At 29.1% G+C, this 21,950-nt stretch carries 20 protein-coding genes and 1 tRNA gene; 7 read left to right on the top strand and 14 right to left on the bottom strand.

Annotation, left to right across the window (positions count from 1 at the left end; genetic code table 11):
* Positions 1-10 precede the first annotated feature (10 nt).
* The 4 genes from L8U04_RS05760 to dnaA all read right to left on the bottom strand — a co-directional run bounded on the left by L8U04_RS05760 (position 11) and on the right by dnaA (position 5,321).
* Positions 11-190 (bottom strand): hypothetical protein, encoded by a 180-nt coding sequence (locus L8U04_RS05760; protein WP_263665300.1) that lies wholly within the window; start codon positions 188-190, stop codon positions 11-13.
* A 275-nt stretch (positions 191-465) separates the two neighbouring features.
* A complete protein-coding gene (gene gyrB, locus L8U04_RS05765; RefSeq protein WP_263671557.1) occupies positions 466-2,784 on the bottom strand; it encodes a DNA topoisomerase (ATP-hydrolyzing) subunit B in 2,319 nt (772 codons plus the stop codon).
* Positions 2,785-2,793: 9 nt separating this feature from the next.
* Positions 2,794-3,861 carry a DNA polymerase III subunit beta gene (dnaN, locus tag L8U04_RS05770; protein ID WP_263681052.1) on the bottom strand — a complete coding sequence of 356 codons (1,068 nt, stop codon included), beginning with the start codon at positions 3,859-3,861 and terminating at the stop codon, positions 2,794-2,796.
* 131 nt (positions 3,862-3,992) lie between these two features.
* Complete coding sequence (dnaA, locus tag L8U04_RS05775) at positions 3,993-5,321, bottom strand: chromosomal replication initiator protein DnaA (protein ID WP_220566951.1); 1,329 nt, start codon at positions 5,319-5,321, stop codon at positions 3,993-3,995.
* A 122-nt stretch (positions 5,322-5,443) separates the two neighbouring features.
* On the opposite strand from dnaA, the gene ruvC reads away from it, so the two are divergent.
* Positions 5,444-5,920 (top strand): crossover junction endodeoxyribonuclease RuvC, encoded by a 477-nt coding sequence (gene ruvC / locus L8U04_RS05780; protein ID WP_039627288.1) that lies wholly within the window; start codon positions 5,444-5,446, stop codon positions 5,918-5,920.
* Positions 5,921-5,922: 2 nt separating this feature from the next.
* Here the strand turns inward: ruvC and L8U04_RS05785 are convergent, their stop codons facing one another.
* Complete coding sequence (locus L8U04_RS05785; protein ID WP_133319079.1) at positions 5,923-6,555, bottom strand: hypothetical protein; 633 nt, start codon at positions 6,553-6,555, stop codon at positions 5,923-5,925.
* A 121-nt stretch (positions 6,556-6,676) separates the two neighbouring features.
* On the opposite strand from L8U04_RS05785, the gene L8U04_RS05790 reads away from it, so the two are divergent.
* Positions 6,677-7,297 (top strand): DUF305 domain-containing protein, encoded by a 621-nt coding sequence (locus L8U04_RS05790; RefSeq protein WP_214115518.1) that lies wholly within the window; start codon positions 6,677-6,679, stop codon positions 7,295-7,297.
* A gap of 25 nt (positions 7,298-7,322) precedes the next feature.
* On the opposite strand, the gene L8U04_RS05795 is transcribed toward L8U04_RS05790, so the two are convergent.
* The 3 genes from L8U04_RS05795 to L8U04_RS05805 all read right to left on the bottom strand — a co-directional run bounded on the left by L8U04_RS05795 (position 7,323) and on the right by L8U04_RS05805 (position 9,809).
* A tRNA-Val gene (locus tag L8U04_RS05795) sits at positions 7,323-7,398 on the bottom strand.
* A 48-nt stretch (positions 7,399-7,446) separates the two neighbouring features.
* Complete coding sequence (locus L8U04_RS05800) at positions 7,447-8,637, bottom strand: replication-associated recombination protein A (protein WP_263672927.1); 1,191 nt, start codon at positions 8,635-8,637, stop codon at positions 7,447-7,449.
* On the bottom strand, positions 8,634-9,809 hold the full coding sequence (locus tag L8U04_RS05805; protein ID WP_220566946.1) for a DUF945 family protein: 1,176 nt from the start codon (positions 9,807-9,809) through the stop codon (positions 8,634-8,636). The genes L8U04_RS05800 and L8U04_RS05805 overlap by 4 nt, the downstream gene beginning before the upstream one ends.
* A gap of 131 nt (positions 9,810-9,940) precedes the next feature.
* Here L8U04_RS05805 and glmM point away from each other — a divergent pair, with 131 nt between their 5' ends.
* From glmM to hemJ, 3 genes are read left to right on the top strand one after another with little or no spacing between them, the layout of a single operon-like run.
* Entirely contained in the window at positions 9,941-11,278 is a 1,338-nt protein-coding gene (gene glmM / locus L8U04_RS05810; protein WP_039629248.1) for a phosphoglucosamine mutase, read from the top strand.
* On the top strand, positions 11,271-11,726 hold the full coding sequence (lspA, locus tag L8U04_RS05815) for a signal peptidase II (protein ID WP_263709611.1): 456 nt from the start codon (positions 11,271-11,273) through the stop codon (positions 11,724-11,726). Before glmM ends, lspA begins: the two co-directional genes overlap by 8 nt.
* On the top strand, positions 11,720-12,169 hold the full coding sequence (gene hemJ, locus L8U04_RS05820; RefSeq protein WP_039629243.1) for a protoporphyrinogen oxidase HemJ: 450 nt from the start codon (positions 11,720-11,722) through the stop codon (positions 12,167-12,169). The genes lspA and hemJ overlap by 7 nt, the downstream gene beginning before the upstream one ends.
* Before the next feature lie 21 nt (positions 12,170-12,190).
* On the opposite strand, the gene L8U04_RS05825 is transcribed toward hemJ, so the two are convergent.
* Complete coding sequence (locus L8U04_RS05825) at positions 12,191-13,528, bottom strand: coproporphyrinogen III oxidase family protein (protein WP_133319070.1); 1,338 nt, start codon at positions 13,526-13,528, stop codon at positions 12,191-12,193.
* Positions 13,529-13,603: 75 nt separating this feature from the next.
* On the opposite strand from L8U04_RS05825, the gene L8U04_RS05830 reads away from it, so the two are divergent.
* Positions 13,604-13,795, top strand: coding sequence for a mini-MOMP protein (locus L8U04_RS05830; RefSeq protein WP_263659238.1), 192 nt, complete (start codon positions 13,604-13,606; stop codon positions 13,793-13,795).
* 17 nt (positions 13,796-13,812) lie between these two features.
* On the opposite strand, the gene L8U04_RS05835 is transcribed toward L8U04_RS05830, so the two are convergent.
* The 5 genes from L8U04_RS05835 to ccoG all read right to left on the bottom strand — a co-directional run bounded on the left by L8U04_RS05835 (position 13,813) and on the right by ccoG (position 21,549).
* Entirely contained in the window at positions 13,813-15,255 is a 1,443-nt protein-coding gene (locus tag L8U04_RS05835) for an efflux transporter outer membrane subunit (RefSeq protein WP_263662729.1), read from the bottom strand.
* On the bottom strand, positions 15,248-18,370 hold the full coding sequence (locus L8U04_RS05840; protein WP_220566942.1) for an efflux RND transporter permease subunit: 3,123 nt from the start codon (positions 18,368-18,370) through the stop codon (positions 15,248-15,250). Before L8U04_RS05840 ends, L8U04_RS05835 begins: the two co-directional genes overlap by 8 nt.
* Positions 18,370-19,467 carry an efflux RND transporter periplasmic adaptor subunit gene (locus L8U04_RS05845; RefSeq protein ID WP_263709612.1) on the bottom strand — a complete coding sequence of 366 codons (1,098 nt, stop codon included), beginning with the start codon at positions 19,465-19,467 and terminating at the stop codon, positions 18,370-18,372. Before L8U04_RS05845 ends, L8U04_RS05840 begins: the two co-directional genes overlap by 1 nt.
* An 83-nt stretch (positions 19,468-19,550) precedes the next feature.
* Positions 19,551-20,174, bottom strand: a complete 624-nt coding sequence (locus L8U04_RS05850) for a TetR/AcrR family transcriptional regulator (RefSeq protein WP_133319065.1) — start codon at positions 20,172-20,174, stop codon at positions 19,551-19,553.
* 1 nt (position 20,175) lies between these two features.
* Entirely contained in the window at positions 20,176-21,549 is a 1,374-nt protein-coding gene (gene ccoG, locus L8U04_RS05855) for a cytochrome c oxidase accessory protein CcoG (protein WP_133319064.1), read from the bottom strand.
* A gap of 185 nt (positions 21,550-21,734) precedes the next feature.
* Here ccoG and rpsU point away from each other — a divergent pair, with 185 nt between their 5' ends.
* Positions 21,735-21,947, top strand: coding sequence for a 30S ribosomal protein S21 (rpsU, locus tag L8U04_RS05860; RefSeq protein WP_002780697.1), 213 nt, complete (start codon positions 21,735-21,737; stop codon positions 21,945-21,947).
* The last annotated feature ends 3 nt before the right edge of the window (positions 21,948-21,950 follow it).

Raw genomic sequence — 21,950 nt, forward strand, 5'->3', positions numbered from 1 at the left:
AAAAATTCTATTACATTTTTAATTCTATTTTATAGTCTTTTTGGATTTCTATAAAAGGAGGATTTAAATTTTCACATTGAGCTTTAAATTTTTGATGATTTAAAATAAGAGTGTTTATTTCTTCTTTTTCACTAAATAAACGCTTTTCTATAACATTTTCATTTTGATAGATTAATTCATAATTTTGCAAAATATATTCTTTTGAAAAAACGATATAAAGTATTTTAATATCAGAATGATTTTGAAATTTTTGTAACTTTTTTGGAGTAAGATAAAATCCTTCAATGATTAAATTTTGTTTATTTTCTATACAAATTTAAATCATACCATCTACAATAGGAAATAAAAAATCAGTTATTTTTTCATCCTCATCTACTCTAAAAGGACAATTTTTCAAGAAGTCTTTGAGCAAGCAAGGTCTTTCCACTATGACCTTGCCCTCCAGTTAAAAAAATCATTTAAAAATTAAACATCCAAATGTTTAACATCTTTAGCATGAGCTTGTATATACTCACGGCGTGGTTCTACATCATCACCCATGAAAAGGTTGAAAGTATCATTTGCTCTTTGAGCATCTTCTATGGTGATCTTTAACAAACGACGATTACTTGGATCCATAGTTGTTTCCCAAAGTTGTTCAGGATTCATCTCACCAAGACCTTTATAGCGTTGTATATAAGCACCTTTTTTAGCATTTTTTTCAACTTCATCTAAAATTTCTAAAATATCTTTATCAAATTTTAAATCTCTATCTTTAATTTTTTGATAAATATAATTTGCCTCTTCATATAAAGGATTAGCAAACAAATCATCATTGATGATAAGCTCTTCTAAACCATTTTCAGTTTGCACATAAACACGAATTTCATTTTCATTGATATATGAATTTAAGATATTGTGATTTTGTTTTTCTAAAAATTCTTTTATGACTTTAAATAATTCTTCATTAGAAGCTTTTATCAAATCAGGATTTTCTATCAAATACCTAATCACTGAAATTACATTAAATCTTTTTTCTAATTCTTTTAAAACACTTCTATAAGCTGCAACGATTTTTAGAAAATCTTTTAAATCATTTAATCCTATGCCCTCATAAGTAGAACTTTCTATACCTGTTTCGATCAAATAATCATTTAAAGCTTTTTCATCTTTTAGATAAATTTCTTTTTTCTGACCTTTTTTATAACGATATAAAGGTGGTTGAGCTAAATAAATATGTCCATTTGTTACAAGATCATTCATAAAACGGAAGAAAAATGTCAAAAGCAAAGTTTGTATGTGAGAACCATCTACATCAGCATCTGTCATAATGATGATTTTATGATATCTTAGTTTTTCTATATCAAACTCATCACCGATCCCACAACCAAAAGCTGTGATCATATTTTGAATTTGTTCACTTTTTAAAATTTTATCTAGTCTTGCTTTTTCAACATTGAGTATTTTACCTCTTAAAGGTAAAATCGCTTGGAAAGTTCTTTCTCTACCTTGTTTTGCAGAACCTCCTGCACTATCACCCTCAACTAAATAAATTTCGCTTTCACTTGGATCTTTACTTTGACAATCAGCTAATTTTCCTGGTAAAGTCCCTACACTTGAACTTTCTTTTTTACGGGTTAATTCTCTAGCTTTTTTAGCTGCTTCTCTACCACGAGCTGCCATTAAAGCTTTATTCATGATAGCTTTTGCTTCGATAGGATTTTCTTCAAAATATTTTGTCAAATATTCAAAAGAAGCCTTAGAAACTATAGGTCTAACATAGCTTGAACCTAATTTTCCTTTAGTTTGTCCTTCAAATTGTGGCTCAGGTACTTTAACACTTACAACTGCTATTAAACCTTCTCTTACATCATCACCTGTGATTTTAGAGTCTTTCTCTCTAGCACTAGCATTTGCTTCAATGTAATTGCTAATAACACGAGTTAAACCCATTCTAAAACCTGCTTCGTGCGTTCCACCATCTGGAGTTTTTATATTATTAACAAAAGAAAGTAAATTTTCACTATAACTATCATTATAAAGCAATGCTACTTCAACATTTACATCTTCTTCATCTACATTGAAAAATATTGCCTTAGTTAGAGCTTGTTTTTTATTTAAATCTGTAACAAATTGACTTATACCACCTTCAAAATGAAAGCTTTCTGCTTTTCCTACACGATTATCTTTAAAATTTATAGTAATTTTTGGATTTAAATATGCAAGTTCACGAAATCTTTTAGCTAAAATTTCATAATCAAAATCAGTCACTTCAAAAATTTGATCATCTGGCCAAAATTCTATGATTGTTCCTGTTTTTTTACTTTTACCTATGGTTTCAAAATTACTTGTAACTTTACCTTCTGAAAATTCTTGGCGATAAATTTCTCCATCTCTATGCACTGTAGCAACTAATTTTCTTGATAAAGCATTTACAACGCTTACACCAACCCCGTGTAAACCACCTGAAACTTTATAAGTATCTTTATCAAATTTTCCACCTGCATGAAGCACGGTTAAAACTACAGTTAAAGTAGGGATATTTTCAGTAGGGTGAATTCCCACAGGAATTCCTCTACCATTATCACTTACTATACAAGAGCCTTCTGTAGTAATTTCTACATTAATCGTATCACAAAAACCTGCCATAGCTTCATCAATAGAATTATCCACTACTTCATAAATCATATGATGAAGACCGCCTATGTTGGTATCACCTATGTACATACCAGGGCGTTTTCTAACAGCTTCTAAGCCTTTTAAAACTTTAATATTTCCTGCGCCATAATTTTGATTTTCTTGCATTTATTTTCCTTATAAAATAACTGGCATAATTACAGTTTGTAATTCTTCACTTGAAACTAAGAATGCCATATGAGGTTCATTTATGCTAAGTTTGAATGTTTCACTTTCAATAGAATTTAAAAAGTCAGTGATGAATTTATTTTTAATGCAAAGATTAAATTCTTCATCTATATTAAGTTCCATTTCAAGTTCAGTTTTTGCTTCCATATTATCTAAACTAATACCTTCAAATACAAGTTTATCTTTATGAAAATTTAATTTCATTTTTTCAGTGATTACATTGATTTTTTTCAATGCATCCATAAATTCTTCTGTTTTAAAAATAAATTCTTTTGTGATATTTTTTGGAATTACTCTTTCATAATCAGGGAATTTATCATTAATAAGTTTTGTAAAAAACTCAAAATTATCATTTTTTGCAATCAATATATTTTCATCATAATAAATTTCAATTTTTTCAAAAAAGATTTTTTGCATTTCTAAAATAGCTTTTTTAGGGATACAAAGATTAAATTCTTTTTCGTTTGTTTTATTTAGTGTAAAAACCGCTAAGCGTTTAGTATCTGTTCCTACAAAGCTAATGTGGGTTGTTTTTATATCAAGTAAAGCACCATTTAAAGAATACTTTGGATTATTTGTATCAACTGCAGGTAGGATTTTTTTCAAAGATCTACTTAAATCACTCGAATCAATATCAAATTTATCTTTTCCTTCGGTGCTTGGGAAATTTGGAAAATCTTCATAATTAAACATAGGAAGTTTATATTTAGTTCCTTTTTGTCTAATAAAAAGGAAATTTTCTATAGTTTCTAAAACTACATCTTCATTATTTAAACTTTTAATGATATCTAAAATACTTTTAGCATTAGCAGTTGCAAAACCTGTACTTTCAACTTTAATTTTTTTGATTTTATAGTTAATACCTATTTCATAATCACTTGCCCTTATGATTAATTTATCTTCAACTACTTCAAAAAGTAAGTGAGAAGCGATGTTGCTTGAGTCTTTTTTGTCTACATAAGAGTTAGTTAAAACTATGGCAGATTCTAAAGTGTTTTTATTAATGCTAATTTTCATTTTACTTCCTTTGTTTTTTAAATTTATTTTATCATAATAATAAGCAATGTGAAAATGTGAAATGCTTTTTAAAAGCCTTTTTTTATAGAAATTTTACTCATAGAATAAAATTTTTTATTTTTCACTTTTATTCACAGGGTGCTTTTTATTTTTGTTAAAATTTTATTTCTTAATTCTTCTACTATGGCTTTTAGGTTTTCATTTTCGCTCATTAACTCTTGAATTTTTTTAATATTATGTGAAATGGCAGTGTGATCTTTCATATTAAAAAATCTAGCAAGTTGAGGCATAGACATAGTTGTAAGCTCTCTTGCTAAATATATCACAACCCTTCTTGCCATAACGATATTTTGTGTTTTTTTGTTTGATTTTATATCATTTGATTTAAGATTATAGCTTTTTGAAACATCAGCAAGTATATCTTCAACACTAATATTTTCTTTTGTTTCTTTAATGTGATCTTTCATAAAGCTTTTAACGATTTCTAAAGTGATTTCTTGGTTAAAAAGCCTTGCTTGAGCATTTAAATTTGTAATCATACCTTCTATTTCTCGGATATTATCTCCCATTGAAGTAGCGATGTAGCTTATGACTTCAGGTTTGAGATAAATAGCATTAAATTCGCATTTTTTCTTGATAATTGCGATTTTTGTATCAAGCTGAGGTGGAGTGATATCTGCGATAATCCCATTTGCAAAACGACTTTTTAAGCGTTCTGTTATGCCTTTTAGCATATTTGGAGGATTATCACTTGTCATGATGATTTGTCCAAATTTTTCTTTGATTTCATTAAAAGTAAAGAAAAATTCTTCTTGAATTTTGTCTGTTTTACCTAAAAACTGCACATCATCGATGAGTAAAACATCGCAATTTTTGTATTTTTCATGGAATTTACTCATGGTTTTGTTATTTAAATGCATGGTAAAATCATTGATAAAATTATCACTTGTAGCATAAATAACCTTATATCCATTATCCAAGCACACATTTCCGACAGCTTGAAGCAAGTGAGTTTTTCCAAGTCCTGTAGGGCCATAGATAAAGATAGGGTTGTATAATTTTCCAAGTTTGCTTTTATCGGTAATGGCTTTGCAAGTTGCATAGGCAAATTGATTAGAATCTCCTACAACAAAGCTTTCAAAAGTAAAAGAAGGATTTAAAATAGTACTTTGAAATTTAATCTGTGAAATATCTGTAGAAAAATGTTTTTTCTCTATCTTTTGATCATTTGTTATGATTTTAACTTGAGGGTTAATCCCTGTTTTTACTTCATAAAAATAAGCTAGTTTTTGTGCGTATTTTGTTTGTATAAATTTAGCCAAAAAATGATTTGGTGCGATAAATACTAAGATATTATTTTTACTTAATTTTTCACTAAATTGTAAGTGAGAAATGTAAGTATTGTATTCGTTATTGCTAATTTCAGTTTTAAATTCAAATAAAAAATCTTTTATATTCATTATTATTCTTATAAATTATGATGTAAAACTTAAAATTCTAGCTTATTTTTTATAAAAAATGGTTAAAATTATTCACATAAAAATTTAAATTTCACATCTATGTGAATAAAAAGGTGAAAAGTTTGAAAGTTTTAGGGATAGATCCTGGTTCTAGATATTGTGGATATGCTATTGTAGAAAGAATAAATAATAAAAATCAACTCATAGAAGCAGGACTTATCAAAATCAAACCCAATGATTTACAGTATCAAATTACAGAATTATGTGAAGGACTTGATCTAATCTTTAAAAATCATCAGTTTGATGAGGTAGCTATAGAAGATATATTTTTTGCTTATAATCCAAAAACGGTTCTAAAACTAGCACAATTTCGTGGAGCTTTGAGTTTAAAAATCTTACAAATTCATGGAGAATTTGCAGAATACACACCTTTACAAGTGAAAAAAACCGTAACAGGTAAAGCAAAAGCTACTAAAGAGCAAGTAGCTTTTATGGTAAAAAGATTACTTGGAATTTCAAAAGACATCAAGCCACTTGATATTACCGATGCTATCGCAGTAGCTTTGACGCATTTAGCAAATTTGAGAGTAAAAAAGTGATTTTACTTTCCATTTCCTATAAAATAAATTTCAACATCATGTAGAAGTTTTTCACATACAGCAGAATCAGTATTTTTTTCTACTACTAGGTTGATATGATTTTTGGTATCTCTAAAACTTCCTGCAGATTTTGAATTTTTTAATTCTAATTTTTGATTATCTTTTAAATATTTAATAGTTATTACAAATTTATGTGCCGCGGTAGCTTCGCCTAGATTTGTTTCTATCAAAACATTCATATTTGATGCTTTTGCTAGGGTTGCTTGAGTTTTGTTAATCACTTCTTTCATTCTTCTATTGAGTTCTAAAATTCTTGAGATGAATTTATTATCTATACTTTCAAATGCTATTTTTAGTTTATTCATAATTTCTTGATTAGTAGGTTTATCAGGTGCTACATAAACCATATAAAGTCCATTTTTAATATCTACTTTAGTGCTTTTAGTATCACGCCCACTACCAAAAACTTTTATATATATAGCATTATCAAGATATACTCTATCTATCATAGGACCATAGATTTCATATTCTCTTTTCCTTACGATCACTTCTCTTGCGGCTACTTGAATTTTTACTGAACAATCATGAATTATAGGTTCCATTTCTTTTTTTATTTCAAGTAGTTCTTTTAGCATATAACATCCTTATTATTTTTTTAGTATTATAGATTATAACAAAAAAATGTTTTTTTCTTTGTTAATTTTAGTTTATATAATTTTTATAACATTCCAAAGTTATTTTAAAAAAAGGAAAAAAATGAAAATTAAAACTATAGTTTCAAGTTTAGTTTTAGCAAGTGCTTTATTTGCTGCAAATTCTCATCATGCTCATCATGGAGCTTCTGGAAGTATTTCATCACAAATCATGATGAGTATGCATGAACCTATGATGAAAAATCCTTTAGTACAAAGCAATGACATAGAAAGAGATTTTTTAGCTAATATGATTCCACATCACCAAGGTGCTATTGATTCATCTAAGATTTTGTTAGAACATACAAAAAGTGAAGAGATGAAAAAAATCGCTCAAAATATCATAAAAGCTCAAGAAAAAGAAATCCAAGAATTTCAAGAAATTCTAGATAAAAATCTTTATACAAAAACTCAAATTGATGAAGAAACTTATAAAAAATTCGTTCAAGAAGAGAAAGAGTTAATGCAAAAAATGATGATTTTAATGAGTTCGGTTAAAGAAAGCAAAAACATCAATAAAGACTTTTTAGAAGCGATGATAGCACATCATCAAGGTGCAGTAGATGCTTCAAAACAAATTTTATTTTACTCTAAAGACAAAACTATCACTGATATTGCTAAAAAAATCATCTTAGATCAAGAAAAAGAAATCCAAGAATTTACGAATTTGTTAAAATATATGTAGTGAATTGATCGAAAGAAATAAAAAATGGTGGCTCCGATTGGACTTGAACCAACGACCACCACCATGTCAAGGTGGTGCTCTACCAACTGAGCTACGGAACCTTAAAAAAACAAAAATTATATAAAAATATTTTTACATTGTGCTTAAAATCACTTTTTAATTTTTTTCATATCATTTAACCATAAATCTAGCTGTGCTTCAAAACCTATACCTTTGCTATGATAAAATTTCAAATCTTTTTCTAGATATCTTTGCTTAACCCATCCTCCAAAATCATGCGGGTAAAGGTAGTTTTTTCTTTGTGGGTTGTTATTATCAAGATAAGGAAGTATTTTTAATGCAGGGTTGTTTTGCACATAATTTAGCGCTTCATTTATAGCAAGATAGCTTGAGTTTGACTTGGGCGAACCTGCTAAAAATACTACACATTGAGCCAAGATGATCCTAGCTTCAGGATAGCCTATGTTTTTTACTGCTATGAGTGTGCTTGTGGCTAGATTAAGTGCTTGTGGGTTTGCATTTGAGATATCTTCACTTGCAAATATCACTAATCTTCTAGCGATGAAATCCGCACTTTCACCCCCATCGATCAACCTCGCAAGATAATACAAACTCGCATCCACATCACTTCCTCTTAAACTTTTTATCATAGAACTAGCTAGTCTATAGTGTGTATCTTTACTTGAAGTGCCATCGCTTAAAACATTTGCTCTTAATTTTTTTAAAGTTTCAAGTGTGATATGAGTGCTATCTAAAGTCAAAGCAAACTCACATAAATTTAAAAAGCTTCTTGCATCATTTGCACTAGAAGTGATTAAAAAGTCTTTAGCATCATCATCGATTTTACATTGGAGTTTTTCTTGCACTTTTGTGGCAAGTTTTTCTAAGTCTTTATACTCTAAACCTTTAAATTCAAAAAGCATACTTCTGCTTCTTATGCCTGAAGTTAAAGTAAAGTAGGGGTTTTCAGTGCTTGCGCCTATGAAAAGGCATTTTTGATTTTCCAAAGGGATTAAAAGCATTTCTTGTTGGGTTTTTGAAAGCCTATGCACCTCATCAATAAATATCAAAGGTTTATATAAAGAATTTTCATATTTAGCTAGTATTTTTCTAAGTTCTTCAAGTTTAAAATTCCCTCCATCAAACTCATAAAAGTCTAGTTTATACTCATACGCTATAGCCCTTGCAAAAGAGGTTTTTCCACAACCTGCTGGGCCAAAAAATACACTATGAGGGAGTTTTGAAACTTGTATGAATTTTTTAAAAATTTCTACTAAATTTTCTTGTCCTAAAACCTCATCTAAAGTTTTAGGACGAAAAGTTAAGCTTAAATTTGTCATTGTGGATTTATGGTAAGTCTTTCACCATTAATGATAGTTGTAACATCACTTTTATTAGAATCATCATAGATAAAATCAAGCATATAAGAGCCATTATTATCTACGAAATAAGTATCAAAATTTGCAAAATCAGGCCAAATTTGACTAGGAAGAATTTCTGTGTTTGCATGAAATTGTGATTTTATATTGTTTTCAGTGAAAATAGTTTGTCCATTTGCGTCAAATTTTTTACCTTCTTTTTCAAAACTTAGATTATTTAAGATGATTTGTGGGTTTGCTTTTAAAAACTGACTTGCCAAAAGCATCATAGAAAAAATATCAGTGTTTGAATTTTGCATTAAGCTATCATAAGCTTTTTTAGAAAGATTATTAAAATTCATATCTAAATTAATATTATTTAACATAAAGTTTTCATTTGCAAGATTAAATTTAGCTAAATCTAGTTTTAAAACGCTATCATAATCGTTTTGAGTATTTTGAGCTGTTTTTGCAAAAATTTTTAATTTATCAAAGTCAAAAGCAATAGAACTTATAAAACTAGCACTATCAATGCTTATATTTTGCTCACTATTTCTACTAGGACTAAAGATATCATTAAAACTTAATTTTTGTATAGGAAATTCAGAAATTTTGATATTTTTTGCTTCTAATTTTTCTTTATGAGATAGTTGTTCTAATAAAACATAACCTAGATTAAGTTCCATATTTTTTACAAATTCATCAGAACCTATAATCTTAAATGATGTATTGTTTAAAACTAAATTTGTATCATTGCGTGTGAAATTAATATCATTTATTTTTGCATTGATGTTAATGTCACCACCTTTGACGCTAACTAAGATTTTAAAGATTTCTTCGTTTGGAAAAATGCCTTTTAAGTCTTCATTTTCATTTAAAATAGAAACGATAGCATTATTACTTGCAAAAAAATTATTGGAAAAATCCACATTCACTTTAAAACTATAAGGTAAATCATTAAGTGTAGCTATAAAACTTCCTTTGGAATTTAAAAGTCCTTTAGTGTAATTAGTATCTTCAACATTATAATATGCTGTATCTTGACTCATTTGTGCAAAGATTTTTTCATTGATTGAGTTAATATAAGAAGCTGAGGTAAAAAACCCTATAACTAGTAAAATTACTACTACAACCCCTGCGATGATTTTTTTCATTCATTTTCCTTAAGTGAAATTTTAAAAATTATATATTTTTATTACTAACTAATGCTTATAAAATTCTCACATTTATACATTACTTAACTTTTTTACTTATAATTGCACTATTTAAAATCAAAGGTAAAAAAATGAAACTTTTTGGAACAGATGGAGTACGCGGTAAAGCGGGGGAGTTTTTGGATTCATTTTTAGCAATGCGTTTGGCTATGGCTGCTGGAATTTATTTTAAAGACAAAGCCCTTACAAACAATATCTTAGTAGGAAAAGATACAAGAAGAAGTGGTTATATGATAGAAAATGCTATCGTTTCAGGACTTACTTCTATAGGTTATAATGTTATAGAAATAGGCCCTATGCCAACACCTGCTATTGCGTTTTTAACTGAAGATATGCGTTGTGATGCAGGGATTATGATATCAGCTTCACACAATCCTTACTATGATAATGGCATTAAATTTTTTGATGCACACGGAAATAAACTTGATGAGCAAGCAGAAGCGAAAATAGAAGAAATTTATTTTAATGATAAACTCATAGAAGAGGCAAGAACAACAAAATCACAAATTGGTCAAGCAAAAAGAATTGATGATGTGATAGGAAGATATATTGTTTCTATAAAAAATTCTTTTCCTAAAGAGCTGACTTTAAAGTCTTTACGCGTTGTGTTAGATGTGGCTCATGGAGCTTCTTATAAGGTAGCACCTACGGTTTTTAAAGAACTTGGTGCAGATGTGATTGTGATCAATGATAAGCCAAATGGTTTAAATATCAATGAAAATTGCGGGGCTTTACATCCTTTAAATTTAGCTTTAGAGGTAAAAAAATTTAGAGCAGATGTGGGTTTTGCTTTTGATGGGGATGCGGATCGTTTGGTTGTTGTGGATGAAAAAGGCGAAGTAGCTCATGGAGATAGTCTTTTGGGTGTTTTAGCTTTATTTTTGAAAAAACAAGGCAAGTTAAAATCAAGTGTAGTTAGCACTATAATGAGCAATGGTGCTTTAAAAGAGTTTTTAACTAAACATAAAATCACACATGAAACTTGCAATGTAGGCGATAAATATGTACTTGAAAAACTCAAAGAATGCGGTGGAAATTTTGGTGGTGAGCAGAGTGGGCATATTATTTTTAGTGATTATGCAAAAACTGGAGATGGTTTGGTAGCTGCTTTACAATTTAGTGCTTTAATGCTAAGTGAAGCAAAAAGTGCAAGTGAAATTTTAAATCAAGTTAAACCTTACCCACAGCTTTTGCATAATCTTAAAATTTCAGAGAAAAAAGACTTAAGCAAGCTTGCAGGCTTAGAAGAGTTGAAAAAAGATTTAGAAAAAAAAGGAATTGCTAGTTTGTTTAGGTATTCAGGTACAGAAAATTTAATACGCTTATTACTTGAAGCAAAAGATATTAAGCTTTTAGAAAAAGAAATGAAAGCTGTTGAAAGCTTTTTTATGAAAGCATTGAATGCTTAAAATTTTATCTTTAAAATTTTGGCTTGTTTTTGCTTTAGTTTTTATACTAGATCAAGTAAGTAAGTATTTGTTTTTGCAAGGGCTTGAGTATAAGGGTGAAATTTTTGATTTAGTTTTAACCTATAATACCGGTGTAGCCTTTTCAATGTTTGCATTTTTAGGAGAGTATTTAAAATACATACAACTTGTTTTTATTTTGGCTTTGTTTGCGTATTTGCTTTATCAAAAAGAATTTTTTAAAACACATTTGATCGCTTTTGCTATTATGCTATCTGCTGGGTGTTCAAATTTACTTGATCGCTTTGTGCATATAGGTGTGGTGGATTTTGTATTTTGGCATAAGTGGTTTGAATTTGCTGTGTTTAATTTAGCTGATGTGATGATAAACATTAGTGTAGCTTTGATTTTAATAAAAGAAATTTTTAATAAAAAAGGAGAAAAATGTTAGATTTTTTAACTGACTGGTATTTGTGGATTAAAATGGTGCATTATTTAGCTTTTGTTTCTTGGATGGCTGGATTGTTTTATTTACCAAGACTTTTTGTCTATCATACAGAGCATAAAGATAATAAAGGCTTTGTAGAAGTGGTAAAAATTCAAGAAAGAAAATTGTATTTTTATATCCAAACTCCTGCGATGATAGTAACTTTAATAAGTGGAAGTTTGATGTTGCATGTAAATAAAGTTTTGATGGTTGGATCAGGATTTATGCATGCTAAATTAACCTGTGCTTTGCTTTTGATTATTTATCATTTGCAAAATTATTATTATTTAAAACAACTTCAAAATGATACTTGCAAAAAGAGTGGGAAATTTTTTAGAGCTTATAATGAAATTCCAACGATATTATTTATAATTATTGCTATTATGATGGTGGTAAGACCATTTTAGTAAAAAGCCTTTAAAGGCTTTTTATCCTTTAAACTCCATACTTTTAAAATCAAGTGGATCAACATTTTCTTGCATGATATTAATGTGTTCTTTATCTTGTAAGCGTTTATTATCTCTAAATACAGCACGCACTAAATCCATACCGGTGTAAAAATCTTTCATTAATACCATAAACAAATAACGCCCAAATTCACTTGTGTATAAAGTATTATTTTCTTTTTTTATAGCCTTGCTTAGCTTAAGACCTAAAAGTTCTATGAAAAGATCTTTTTCTAAATTGCAATCTAAAGTTTTGTTAAATTTATCAATCTCGATTTTACCTGCAAACATTTCAGTTAAAAAGACATATTTGATGATTTCTTTTTTACCAAAATTAGCTTTAGCAATATTTGCATTTTGCTTTTCTTTGATGAGTTTAGAATAATCATTTAAATTAAAAGCATTGATTAAAAGCTCTCCATCTAAAAAGCTAAAAGCCCCACTTCCCACGCCTAAATACTCATGGTGGCTACTTACATACTCATCATTAAAGCTACTTTTTTCTAAAGAAAATGACCATGCATTATTTCTTTCATAATCTTTGAAAAAATCTATAATGATTTTATAAAACTCAAATTCATTATCTTTAAAACTTACTCCTAGAGTTTTTGCGATATTATCTTTTGTGAGGTTTGATTTCATTAAAGGATAAGTTGTGATTTGTTGAGGTTTTAAATTTTTGGCTATTTCTAAATCATTGAGTAATTGCTCTTTAGTTTGAGAAGGAAAGTTAAAAATCAAATCAAGACTCATAATAGGAAGCACGCCTATAGCTTTAGAAAGCTTTTCTTGAAGCTCTTTACTTGAACCAAATTTATGATATCTTGCTACTTTTTTTAAAGTATCATCATCAAAACTTTGTATACCACAACTTAAACGATCTATAAGCCCTTTAAACATTTCTAGCTTTTTAGGTTCGATATGATTAGGATCGCTCTCACAAGAAATTTCTTTAATATTAAATAATTTTTTGCAAAGTTCTAAAGTTTTAGCAAGTTCTTCTTCGTTGATCAAAGTAGTGCCGCCACCCACATACATAGAAGTAAAATCAAATCCTTTGTCTTTGATTTGTTTGATTTCTTCTCTTAAGCTTTCAAAATATCTTTTTGCTAAATCTTCACTATAATAATACTTATGAAAACTACAATATGGACAAAAAGTATGGCAAAATGGTATATGAGCATAGAGCATATAAGATTTTTTTGGATTAACTTTTTTTTCTTGTCCTTCTTTTAAAAGTTTCACATCAAAACCATTCTCTAAAGATTTTTGCATGGCTTTATGTGAGTAAGAAAGAGCTAAGTTTTGTAAAAAATTCATATTTTTCCTAAAAATTTCATTTTGTAGTTATTTAAAAAGACTATAATTGTATCATATTTTTACAAAGGCTTTATAATGAAAAATATTTTTATAGCATTTTTTGTATTTTTATTAGGGCTTATAAGCGTGTCAAATTCTGCACCTTTAGATGAAATTTTTCAAGATGTTAATGTTTCAGGTAATATGCGTTATCGTTTTGAGCATAATAGCCCAAAAGATAGAGGAAATAATAATTTTAATCAAAGAATTCAAATTCAAATGCATTAACAACTAAGCCTTAAGGCTTAGTTGTTATAAAAGTTTTCCTTTAAGTTTTCTTTCATAGCTTTGATATTTTCTTTTGATTCTTCTTTAGCGTTAAATCCACCACCAAAGGCTTTCATAACATCTACGATAGAATTTGCAAGCTCATAAGATGAGTTAGTGTAAGAAAGTTTAGCATTTAAATAATTTCTTTGATCTTGTAAAAAATCAGCTAAATTAATCACGCCATTTTCATATCTTAAGGTAGAAATTTCATAAATTTTACTTTGAGCTAGAAATAAATTTTTATAATTTTGCTCATTTTCATAATAGCTTTGGCGGTTAAATAAAGCAAGTCTTATTTCTCCAAAGGCTGTTTTTAAGGTGTTTTCATATTGTAAAAACGCTTCATCTTTGGTAAGTTTTGCGATATTAACATTATTCATAATCTCACCCCAATGAAAAATCGGCATTGCAAAATTTCCAGCTACATTCCAAGTATTACTTCCATGTTTAACTAAAAGATCTAAATCATTACTTTGAAAACCCAAAAGTCCTGTTAAAGAAAGGTTTGGTAAAAATGCAGTTCTGGCTACTCCAACAAGATAGTTTTTTTCTTCTAAAATTTTTAAACTAGCTTGTATATCAGGTCTTTGAAGTAAAATTTCACTACCAATACCTTCAGGTATGCTAAGCTCGTATTGTCCTATTTTTTTATACTCTATGCTATTATAAAGTATATCATCAATATCATTTGAAGTTAAGATTTTTAAAGCTTTGGTATTAGCTTCTTTTTGAATTTTAGCATTTGTGAGTAAAACTCTTGAATTTTCAAGTTCAGCTTTAAATTTGTTAAGCTCATACTCACTAATTACTCCAAGTTTAAAATGCTCTAATTTTAACTCATAAGTTTTTTGATAACTTTGGGTTGTTTCTTCTAAAATTTTTACTTGCTCACTTAAGCTTGCTAGATTAAAATAAGTTTTTACTACATTAGAAATTAAGCTTAATCTTGCACTTTCATAGTCAAACTCACTAGCTTGTAATTTTGCTTTTGAAGCATTATAAGTATCTCTGTATTTACCCCATAAATCTACTTCATAACTTAAATTTAAACCCATATTAAAATCATTGCCATAGACAAATTCATTACTTTTGTTGCTTGGAGCATTGATACTAGTTTTTGCTCTTGCTCCGCTAGCACTTCCATCTAGTTTAGGAAGTAGATCGCTTCTTGCTATACCTAAAGCTTCATAAGCTTTTTGTAAATTCATATATGCAATTTGCAAGTCGTTATTGTTTTTTAAAGCTTGATCGACTAAGGTGTTTAAATAATTATCATCAAAAGCTTTCCACCATTGTTTGTTAATGCTAATGTTTTGATCTAAGCTTTTAGTGTAATTTACATCTTTAATTTCTAAATTTGGTTTTAAACTGCAAGCTGTTATTAAAAAACAACTTGCAAAAATTATTAACTTACGCATTGATTTTACCTCTTTTTTTATCAAGCCATTTATTAAAACTTTCTAGTAAATAGAAAAATAAAGGTACAAAGAAAATGGCTATAGTAGAAGCTGCTATCATACCACCTATAATACCTGTACCTATCGCATGGCGGCTTGCACTTCCTGCTCCATATGCAAAGAAAAGCGGTAAAATACCACAAATAAATGCCAATGAAGTCATTACAATAGGTCTAAATCTCAATTTTGCTGCACTAATAGAAGCTTCAAAAATACTCTTTCCTTTTTTAAGATGCTCTTCCATAGCAAATTCAACAATCAAAATGGCATTTTTAGCAGAAAGGCCTATTAAAAGTAAAAGTCCTGTTTGAAAATATATATCATTTTCTAATCCTCTAAGCCATACAAAAAGCAAAGAACCAAATACTGCAAAAGGCACAGCCGTAATTACTGCTAAAGGCATGAGCCATCTTTCATATTGTGCTGCTAGAATTAAAAATACAAATAATAGTCCTAGCATAAATGCTATTTGTCCAGCACCGCTACTTGTAACTTCTTGATAAGCTGAACCTGACCAAGCAATAGAATAATCCTCTCCTAAAGTTTCTTTTGCCACTTGTGCAATTGCATCAATGGCTTGTCCTGAAGTATAGCCAGGAGCAGGATCACCTTGCACTAAAGCCGATGGAAACATATTAAAGCGTTTTACATCATCAGGACCAACACTTCTTTGTAATGTTAAAACGCTATCTAGAGCTATCATAGAACCATCTTTTGATCTAACAAAGATGTTTTTTAAAGCATTTTGAGTATTTCTAAAATCTCCAATTGCGCTTATATTTACACGATAATTTTTTCCAAGCATAGAAAAATCATTTACATAATAAGTTCCTATGGTGGCATTTAGAGTGCTAAATACATCAGCTAAATTTAAACCATAAAGTTTTACTTTATCGCGATCAATTTCTAGTTTTAATTGCGGAAAATTAGTATCAAGCGTTGTTCTTACATTGTGAAGTTCGGGACGCTTGTTTGCTGCTTCAACTAATTTATTTACATCAACTTGAATTTGATCATAACTTTTTCCGCTACGATTTTGTGCATACATCTCAAAACCACCAGTTAAGCTTAAACCTTGGATTGGTGGTGGATTAACAAAGAAAGTTTGAAAATTTGGATTTAAGAAGTATTGTTTGTTATAAGATCCAACTAAATCAAAACTACTAATATCTCTATCATCCCAATTTTTCAAATTAACAAACATTGCTCCAGAATTTTCTTTTAAAGAACCTGTAAAAAGATCATAGCCTATAAGTCCTACCACATTAGTTACATTCTCATTTTTGCGGATTTCTTCTGCCATAGCATCCATTGATTGAGTAGTTCTATTAAGCGAAGATGCCGCGGGTAGATTGACAATAGTTAAAAAGTTTCCTTGATCTTCATTTGGAACAAGTGAATTTGGAACAAGTTTGAAAAGTCCATATAAACCACCCAAAAAGATTACAAAAATTAACATAAAACGCACTGTTCTTTTAAGTATATAAGCCACACCAGCACCAAAAACTTCGGTAGACCAATCAAAAATATCATTAAATTTTTTCACAAAGTAAAAAGGTTCACCTTCATTTCTTCTTAAAAAAATTGCACATAAAGAAGGAGTTAGTGTTAAAGCTACAAAGCCTGATATAGTAACAGATATTGCTAAGGTTATGGCAAATTGTTTTTGGATTTCTCCCACAAAACCTGATATAAATGAAACGGGTATGAAAACCGCACAAAGTACAAGAACTATAGAAACAACAGGTGCAGCAACTTCATCCATAGCTTTAATAGCTGCTTCTTTTATACTTATATTTGGATCTTCATGCATAATTCTATCTATATTTTCAACTACTATAATTGCATCATCAACAACAATACCAATAGCCAATACTAAGGCAAAAAGCGTAAGTAGATTGATACTAAAACCTAAGACATATAATCCTGCAAAAGTTCCCAAAATAGAAACAGGAACAGCAATCATTGGTATAATAGTTGAGCGGAAATTTTTTAAGAACAAATACATTACAATTACAACTAAAATTAATGCTTCAAAGAAAGTTTTTACCACTTCTTTAATGGAAGCTTTAATAAATATAGTTGTATCATAAGGCACTTTATAAGTTAATCCTTCAGGGAAATTTTTAGAAAGTTCTTCAAATTTTTTCTGCACTAATTCTGCTGTATTTACAGCATTTGCTCCGGTTTGTAAGAAAATCAAAATAGGAGTAGCGTCATTTCCGTTTAATCTACCTTTAAAAGTATATTCTCTTGATCCTAAAGAAACTTCGGCTACATCTTTAAGTCTTAAAAAAGAGCCATCACTATTTGCTCTTATGATAATATCTTCAAATTCTTTAGTATTTTTTAATCTTCCTTGCATAGTTACTGAATACACATAAGGAGATCTTTCCACCACAGGTTCTTGACCTATCTTACCAGTAGCATATTGAGCATTTTGCTCGCTAACTGCAGCAATAACATCAGTCGCAGTAACTTGATATTTGTTTAACAAATCAGGATTAAGCCAAATTCTCATAGAATAATTTCTTGCACCAATAGCTACGGCATTACCCACACCAGGAACCCTAGCAAGATCATCTAAAATATTTAATGCAGCATAATTATACACTTCGAGTGAATCCATAGAGCCATCAGGAGAATATAAAGTAGCAACTTCTAATATACTTGAACCGGTTTTTCTTACACTAACACCAGTTTTTTTAACATCTTCAGGTAGTTTTGCCATAGCAGCTGAAATTCTATTATTAACATCAACTGTTGCTTGGTCAGGATCTGTACCTATATTAAAATATACACTTAAGCTCATATCTCCTGAAGAGCTTGAAGTTGAATCCATATAAATCATATTTTCAACCCCATTGATTGCATCTTCAAGAGGAATAGCCACCGTTTGAGCCACCGTTTGAGCATCAGCTCCTGAGTAAGTTGCACTTACCTTAACAACGGGTGGAGTTAAGGAAGGATATTGCTCCACGGGTAAAGAATAAAGTCCTATAATACCTGCTAAAGAAATGATAATAGCTACAACAGAAGCAAATACAGGTCTTTCTATAAAGAATTTAGAAAACATTATTTATTCTCCATTACGCTAACACTTGCACCAGGACGGATTTTTTTGAAGTTATTTAAAATCACTTTATCCCCATTTTTTAAGCCCTTATCAATAATTGCTTTATCAGAAGTTTGATAAATAACATCAACAATAGTTTTAACTACTTTTCCATCTACAAGGGTATAAACATAAGTAGCACTATCATCTTGCAAAAGCGCAACTTGAGGAATTTCAAAACCATCTTTTTGAACAAAACCACCAACATGAACATTTGCAAAAGAGCCAGGCATTAAGTTTGAATTGTTGTTATCAAAAATAGCTTTTGCTTTTACTCCACCACTATGAGTATCTATAACGCTATCTACGAAATATAATTTTCCATTGAAAAGTTCTCCACCAACATTAGCTTGCACTTGGATATTTTCTAATTTCCAATTGCCGCTTTGAATATTTTTATTCATATTGATTTTATCTACATCAGAAATATAAAAATCTGCAAAAATTGGGTTAATGTTTGTAATGCGTACAAGTTCAGTAGATGAAGCATTTACATAATCACCCACATCCATTAATGCATCACCTAAAATTCCATCAAAAGGAGCACTTACTATGGTGTATTTTAAGTCTAATCTTGCATTAGCAAGTTTTGCTCTAGCGCTTTCTAGATTAGCTTTTGTGGAGTTAAATTTAGCTAAACTTGCATCAAATTCTTTTTGTGAAATAGCATTTTTTTCTATTAAAATACTATCTCTTTTAAAATTTTTTTCAGCATCATCAAAATTAGCTCTTGCTACCAAAGCTTCTCCATAAGCCATATTTACACTTGCTTGGTATTTGTCAGGTTCTATAAGAAAAAGCTTATCGCCTTTTCTTACAGCTTGACCACTTTTGAAGTATTTTGCTTTGATTTCACCGCTTACTTTAGGTTTGACTACTACATCTAATTCAGTACTTAATCTCGCAGGATAAGTAAATTCTAAAGGTAAATTAGCGCTTTGCATAGTCATAATACTAACAGGTTGAGGAGGGAGTTGTTTAACTTGTGCATTTTTATTATCTGAACATGCTATAAAGATAAGAGAAGCACAAGCTAGAGTTAAAAGTTTTGTTTTCATTTGTTTCCTTAAGTTATTTATTTAGCTAAATAAAAAGTAATTTATATTACAAAATTAATAAATACTATTTTATCAATCTTTAGTTAATTAAAATTAACAAGACCTTGAGTAAAAAGCTTTACGATTTTTTTTGCATGGCTTTGTTGTTCTTTTTTATTCATTGAAACTTTATTTTCAAAAGTACTTTGTATAAAAAATGTCCCTCTAAGCATAGCGCAAAAAGTATAACTTAAAAATTCAGCATTTTGAGCTAAAATTTCATTTTCTTCTTCAAATCTTTTTCGAAGAACATATTCTACTTCTTTTCTATTGCTTCCTTTAAACCATTTTCCAAAATCAAATTTTTCATTATAAATTTCAGAATACAAAAGTCTTACTATAGCTATAGTTTTAGTGTCGTTAAAAATCCCTAAATAAGCTTTTGCAAATTGATATAAGAATTCTTCTAAATTAGCATCAGGTGAAAGTCGCATATTTTTTTTTAAAATAGCTAAAAAATGATTTTCTGCAAAATCATTTAAAACCGCTTCAAATAAACCTTCTTTACTTTTAAAATGCTCATATACGCAAGAAAAAGATCCACCAGCTTGTTTGATAATATCTTTAAGATTAGTTGCTTCGTAGCCATTTTTTAAAAATGACTCCGCAGCGATTTGTTTGATTTTTTCAAGCCTTGCTTGAGATTTTGAAGAAATTCTTTTTTTCATTTTAGTATTTTTTATGCTCTATGATAGAATTTTTAGGATATACAAAATTACTCTCGCGTAATATGACAATATTTTTATCATCAAGTGCATAGGCTTTGATGGTTAATGGTATTACAGTGTCTTTTCTATCATTATCGGCTAGTTTTTTAGTAGCTTTTAAAACAACTATATGTTTATCTTTTTCGCCAGCTTTTAGTTTAAAAGATTTTTTAGGTCTAATGATTTCTAAGCCATCTTCAATGCCTTGTAATTTCACATCAAAATAATACTCATGAGTTTTATTATCGGTGTTTTGAAATAAAAATACATAAGCATTACTAATAATTAATTCTCCATCATGGGTTTTTCTGATTTGATAAAGCTCGCTAGAACGGTTGATATTTAAAAGCATATTTTCTTTTTTACTTCCCATTAAAACTAAAGCCACAAAAACACCACACAAAACAACCAAATATCCAATAGTTCTAAATCTAAAATATTTTACTTTTTCCCTTGTTTCAATAGCTTTTGCACTAGTCCAATTAATTAAGCTAGGACGATTAAATTTGGCTTGAACTTTTGAACAAGCATCGGCACATTCAAGACAATTAATACACTCAAGTTGCATTCCTTGGCGTATATCTATATGTGTAGGACAAATTTTTACACAGGCTTCACATCCTATACATTCACCTTGTGGTGGCTTTTGATAAAGTTTGGTATGTCCATCATAAATCATACCTCCTCTTTTATCATCATATATTACTTGAACGGTGTTATTATCAAACATTACAGATTGAATTCTTGCATAAGGACATACATAAACACAAAATTTTTCACCCAAATATACTATATCAAAAGTAAAAGCCAAAGAAGCGCAAAATAAAATCCCTAAAAGTAATAAATGATCAGCAGGATTTTGAATGTATGTAAAAAAATCTTCAGGTGGTACAAAATACCATAAAAATGCACTCATCATTAACAATGAAAAAAGATAAAAAATCACAATACTTAAAGCTTTTTTGACGAAAAATCCACTGACTTGCTTTTGTTTATTTGCTGTGCTTTTATGAATTTTAAAGATTTTTGTTTGTAAAAGATCTCTATAAATAACTCTAGCAATAGTTTGAGGACAGCTCCAAGCACACCAAATTCTTCCTGCTAAAGTAGTAACAAAAAGTATAGTTAAAAACATACCCATGATAACAAAAGGCATTAAATACAGCTCTTGAGTATCAAAAGCGATAAAAAATAAATTAAGTTTTTTATGATCAAAGCTTAATAAAAAGAAATGATTTCCATTTATTTTTATAAAAGGTAGTGCTATAAAAATGATCATAGAAATGATATAAGCTATATATCTTTTTTTAGTATAGTTTGTGATGTGAGCATTCATTTTATTTTCCTTAGAAATATTTCTTTATATTGTAGTATTAGAAAAATTAAATCAAACTTTGTCTTAATTAATAATTTATATTTAATTTTTATTTATATAATTATTACAAAAATAAGTTTTCTTTTCAAGAAAATTATGATATAATCTTTATTTTAAAATTTATTTAAAGAAAGGTGGTGAGGGTCGTGCCAGGAATCAAGGTACATCCTAATGAGTCTTTTGATGAAGCGTATAGAAAATTCAAAAAGCAAGTAGATAGAAATCTAGTTGTTACTGAAGTTCGCGCTAGAAGATTTTTTGAGCCTATGACTGAAATTCGCAAAAAACAAAAAATTTCAGCACGCAAAAAAATGCTTAAAAGACTTTATATGCTTAGACGCTACGAGTCAAGACTCTAATAC

Origin of the sequence: Campylobacter sp. IFREMER_LSEM_CL908, from assembly GCF_025771545.1 — a bacterium.
Taxonomy (GTDB): Bacteria; Campylobacterota; Campylobacteria; order Campylobacterales; family Campylobacteraceae; genus Campylobacter_D; species Campylobacter_D lari_D.

Coding starts and splice junctions, on each gene's coding strand:
- gyrB (WP_263671557.1), bottom strand. CDS start 2,784: ATGCAAGAAAATCAAAATTATGGCGCAGGAAATATTAAAGTTTTAAAA.
- dnaN (WP_263681052.1), bottom strand. CDS start 3,861: ATGAAAATTAGCATTAATAAAAACACTTTAGAATCTGCCATAGTTTTA.
- dnaA (WP_220566951.1), bottom strand. CDS start 5,321: ATGAATATAAAAGATTTTTTATTTGAATTTAAAACTGAAATTAGCAAT.
- L8U04_RS05785 (WP_133319079.1), bottom strand. CDS start 6,555: ATGCTAAAAGAACTACTTGAAATAAAAAAAGAAATGGAACCTATAATT.
- L8U04_RS05790 (WP_214115518.1), top strand. CDS start 6,677: ATGAAAATTAAAACTATAGTTTCAAGTTTAGTTTTAGCAAGTGCTTTA.
- L8U04_RS05800 (WP_263672927.1), bottom strand. CDS start 8,637: ATGACAAATTTAAGCTTAACTTTTCGTCCTAAAACTTTAGATGAGGTT.
- L8U04_RS05805 (WP_220566946.1), bottom strand. CDS start 9,809: ATGAAAAAAATCATCGCAGGGGTTGTAGTAGTAATTTTACTAGTTATA.
- glmM (WP_039629248.1), top strand. CDS start 9,941: ATGAAACTTTTTGGAACAGATGGAGTACGCGGTAAAGCGGGGGAGTTT.
- lspA (WP_263709611.1), top strand. CDS start 11,271: ATGCTTAAAATTTTATCTTTAAAATTTTGGCTTGTTTTTGCTTTAGTT.
- hemJ (WP_039629243.1), top strand. CDS start 11,720: ATGTTAGATTTTTTAACTGACTGGTATTTGTGGATTAAAATGGTGCAT.
- L8U04_RS05825 (WP_133319070.1), bottom strand. CDS start 13,528: ATGAATTTTTTACAAAACTTAGCTCTTTCTTACTCACATAAAGCCATG.
- L8U04_RS05830 (WP_263659238.1), top strand. CDS start 13,604: ATGAAAAATATTTTTATAGCATTTTTTGTATTTTTATTAGGGCTTATA.
- L8U04_RS05835 (WP_263662729.1), bottom strand. CDS start 15,255: ATGCGTAAGTTAATAATTTTTGCAAGTTGTTTTTTAATAACAGCTTGC.
- L8U04_RS05840 (WP_220566942.1), bottom strand. CDS start 18,370: ATGTTTTCTAAATTCTTTATAGAAAGACCTGTATTTGCTTCTGTTGTA.
- L8U04_RS05845 (WP_263709612.1), bottom strand. CDS start 19,467: ATGAAAACAAAACTTTTAACTCTAGCTTGTGCTTCTCTTATCTTTATA.
- L8U04_RS05850 (WP_133319065.1), bottom strand. CDS start 20,174: ATGAAAAAAAGAATTTCTTCAAAATCTCAAGCAAGGCTTGAAAAAATC.
- ccoG (WP_133319064.1), bottom strand. CDS start 21,549: ATGAATGCTCACATCACAAACTATACTAAAAAAAGATATATAGCTTAT.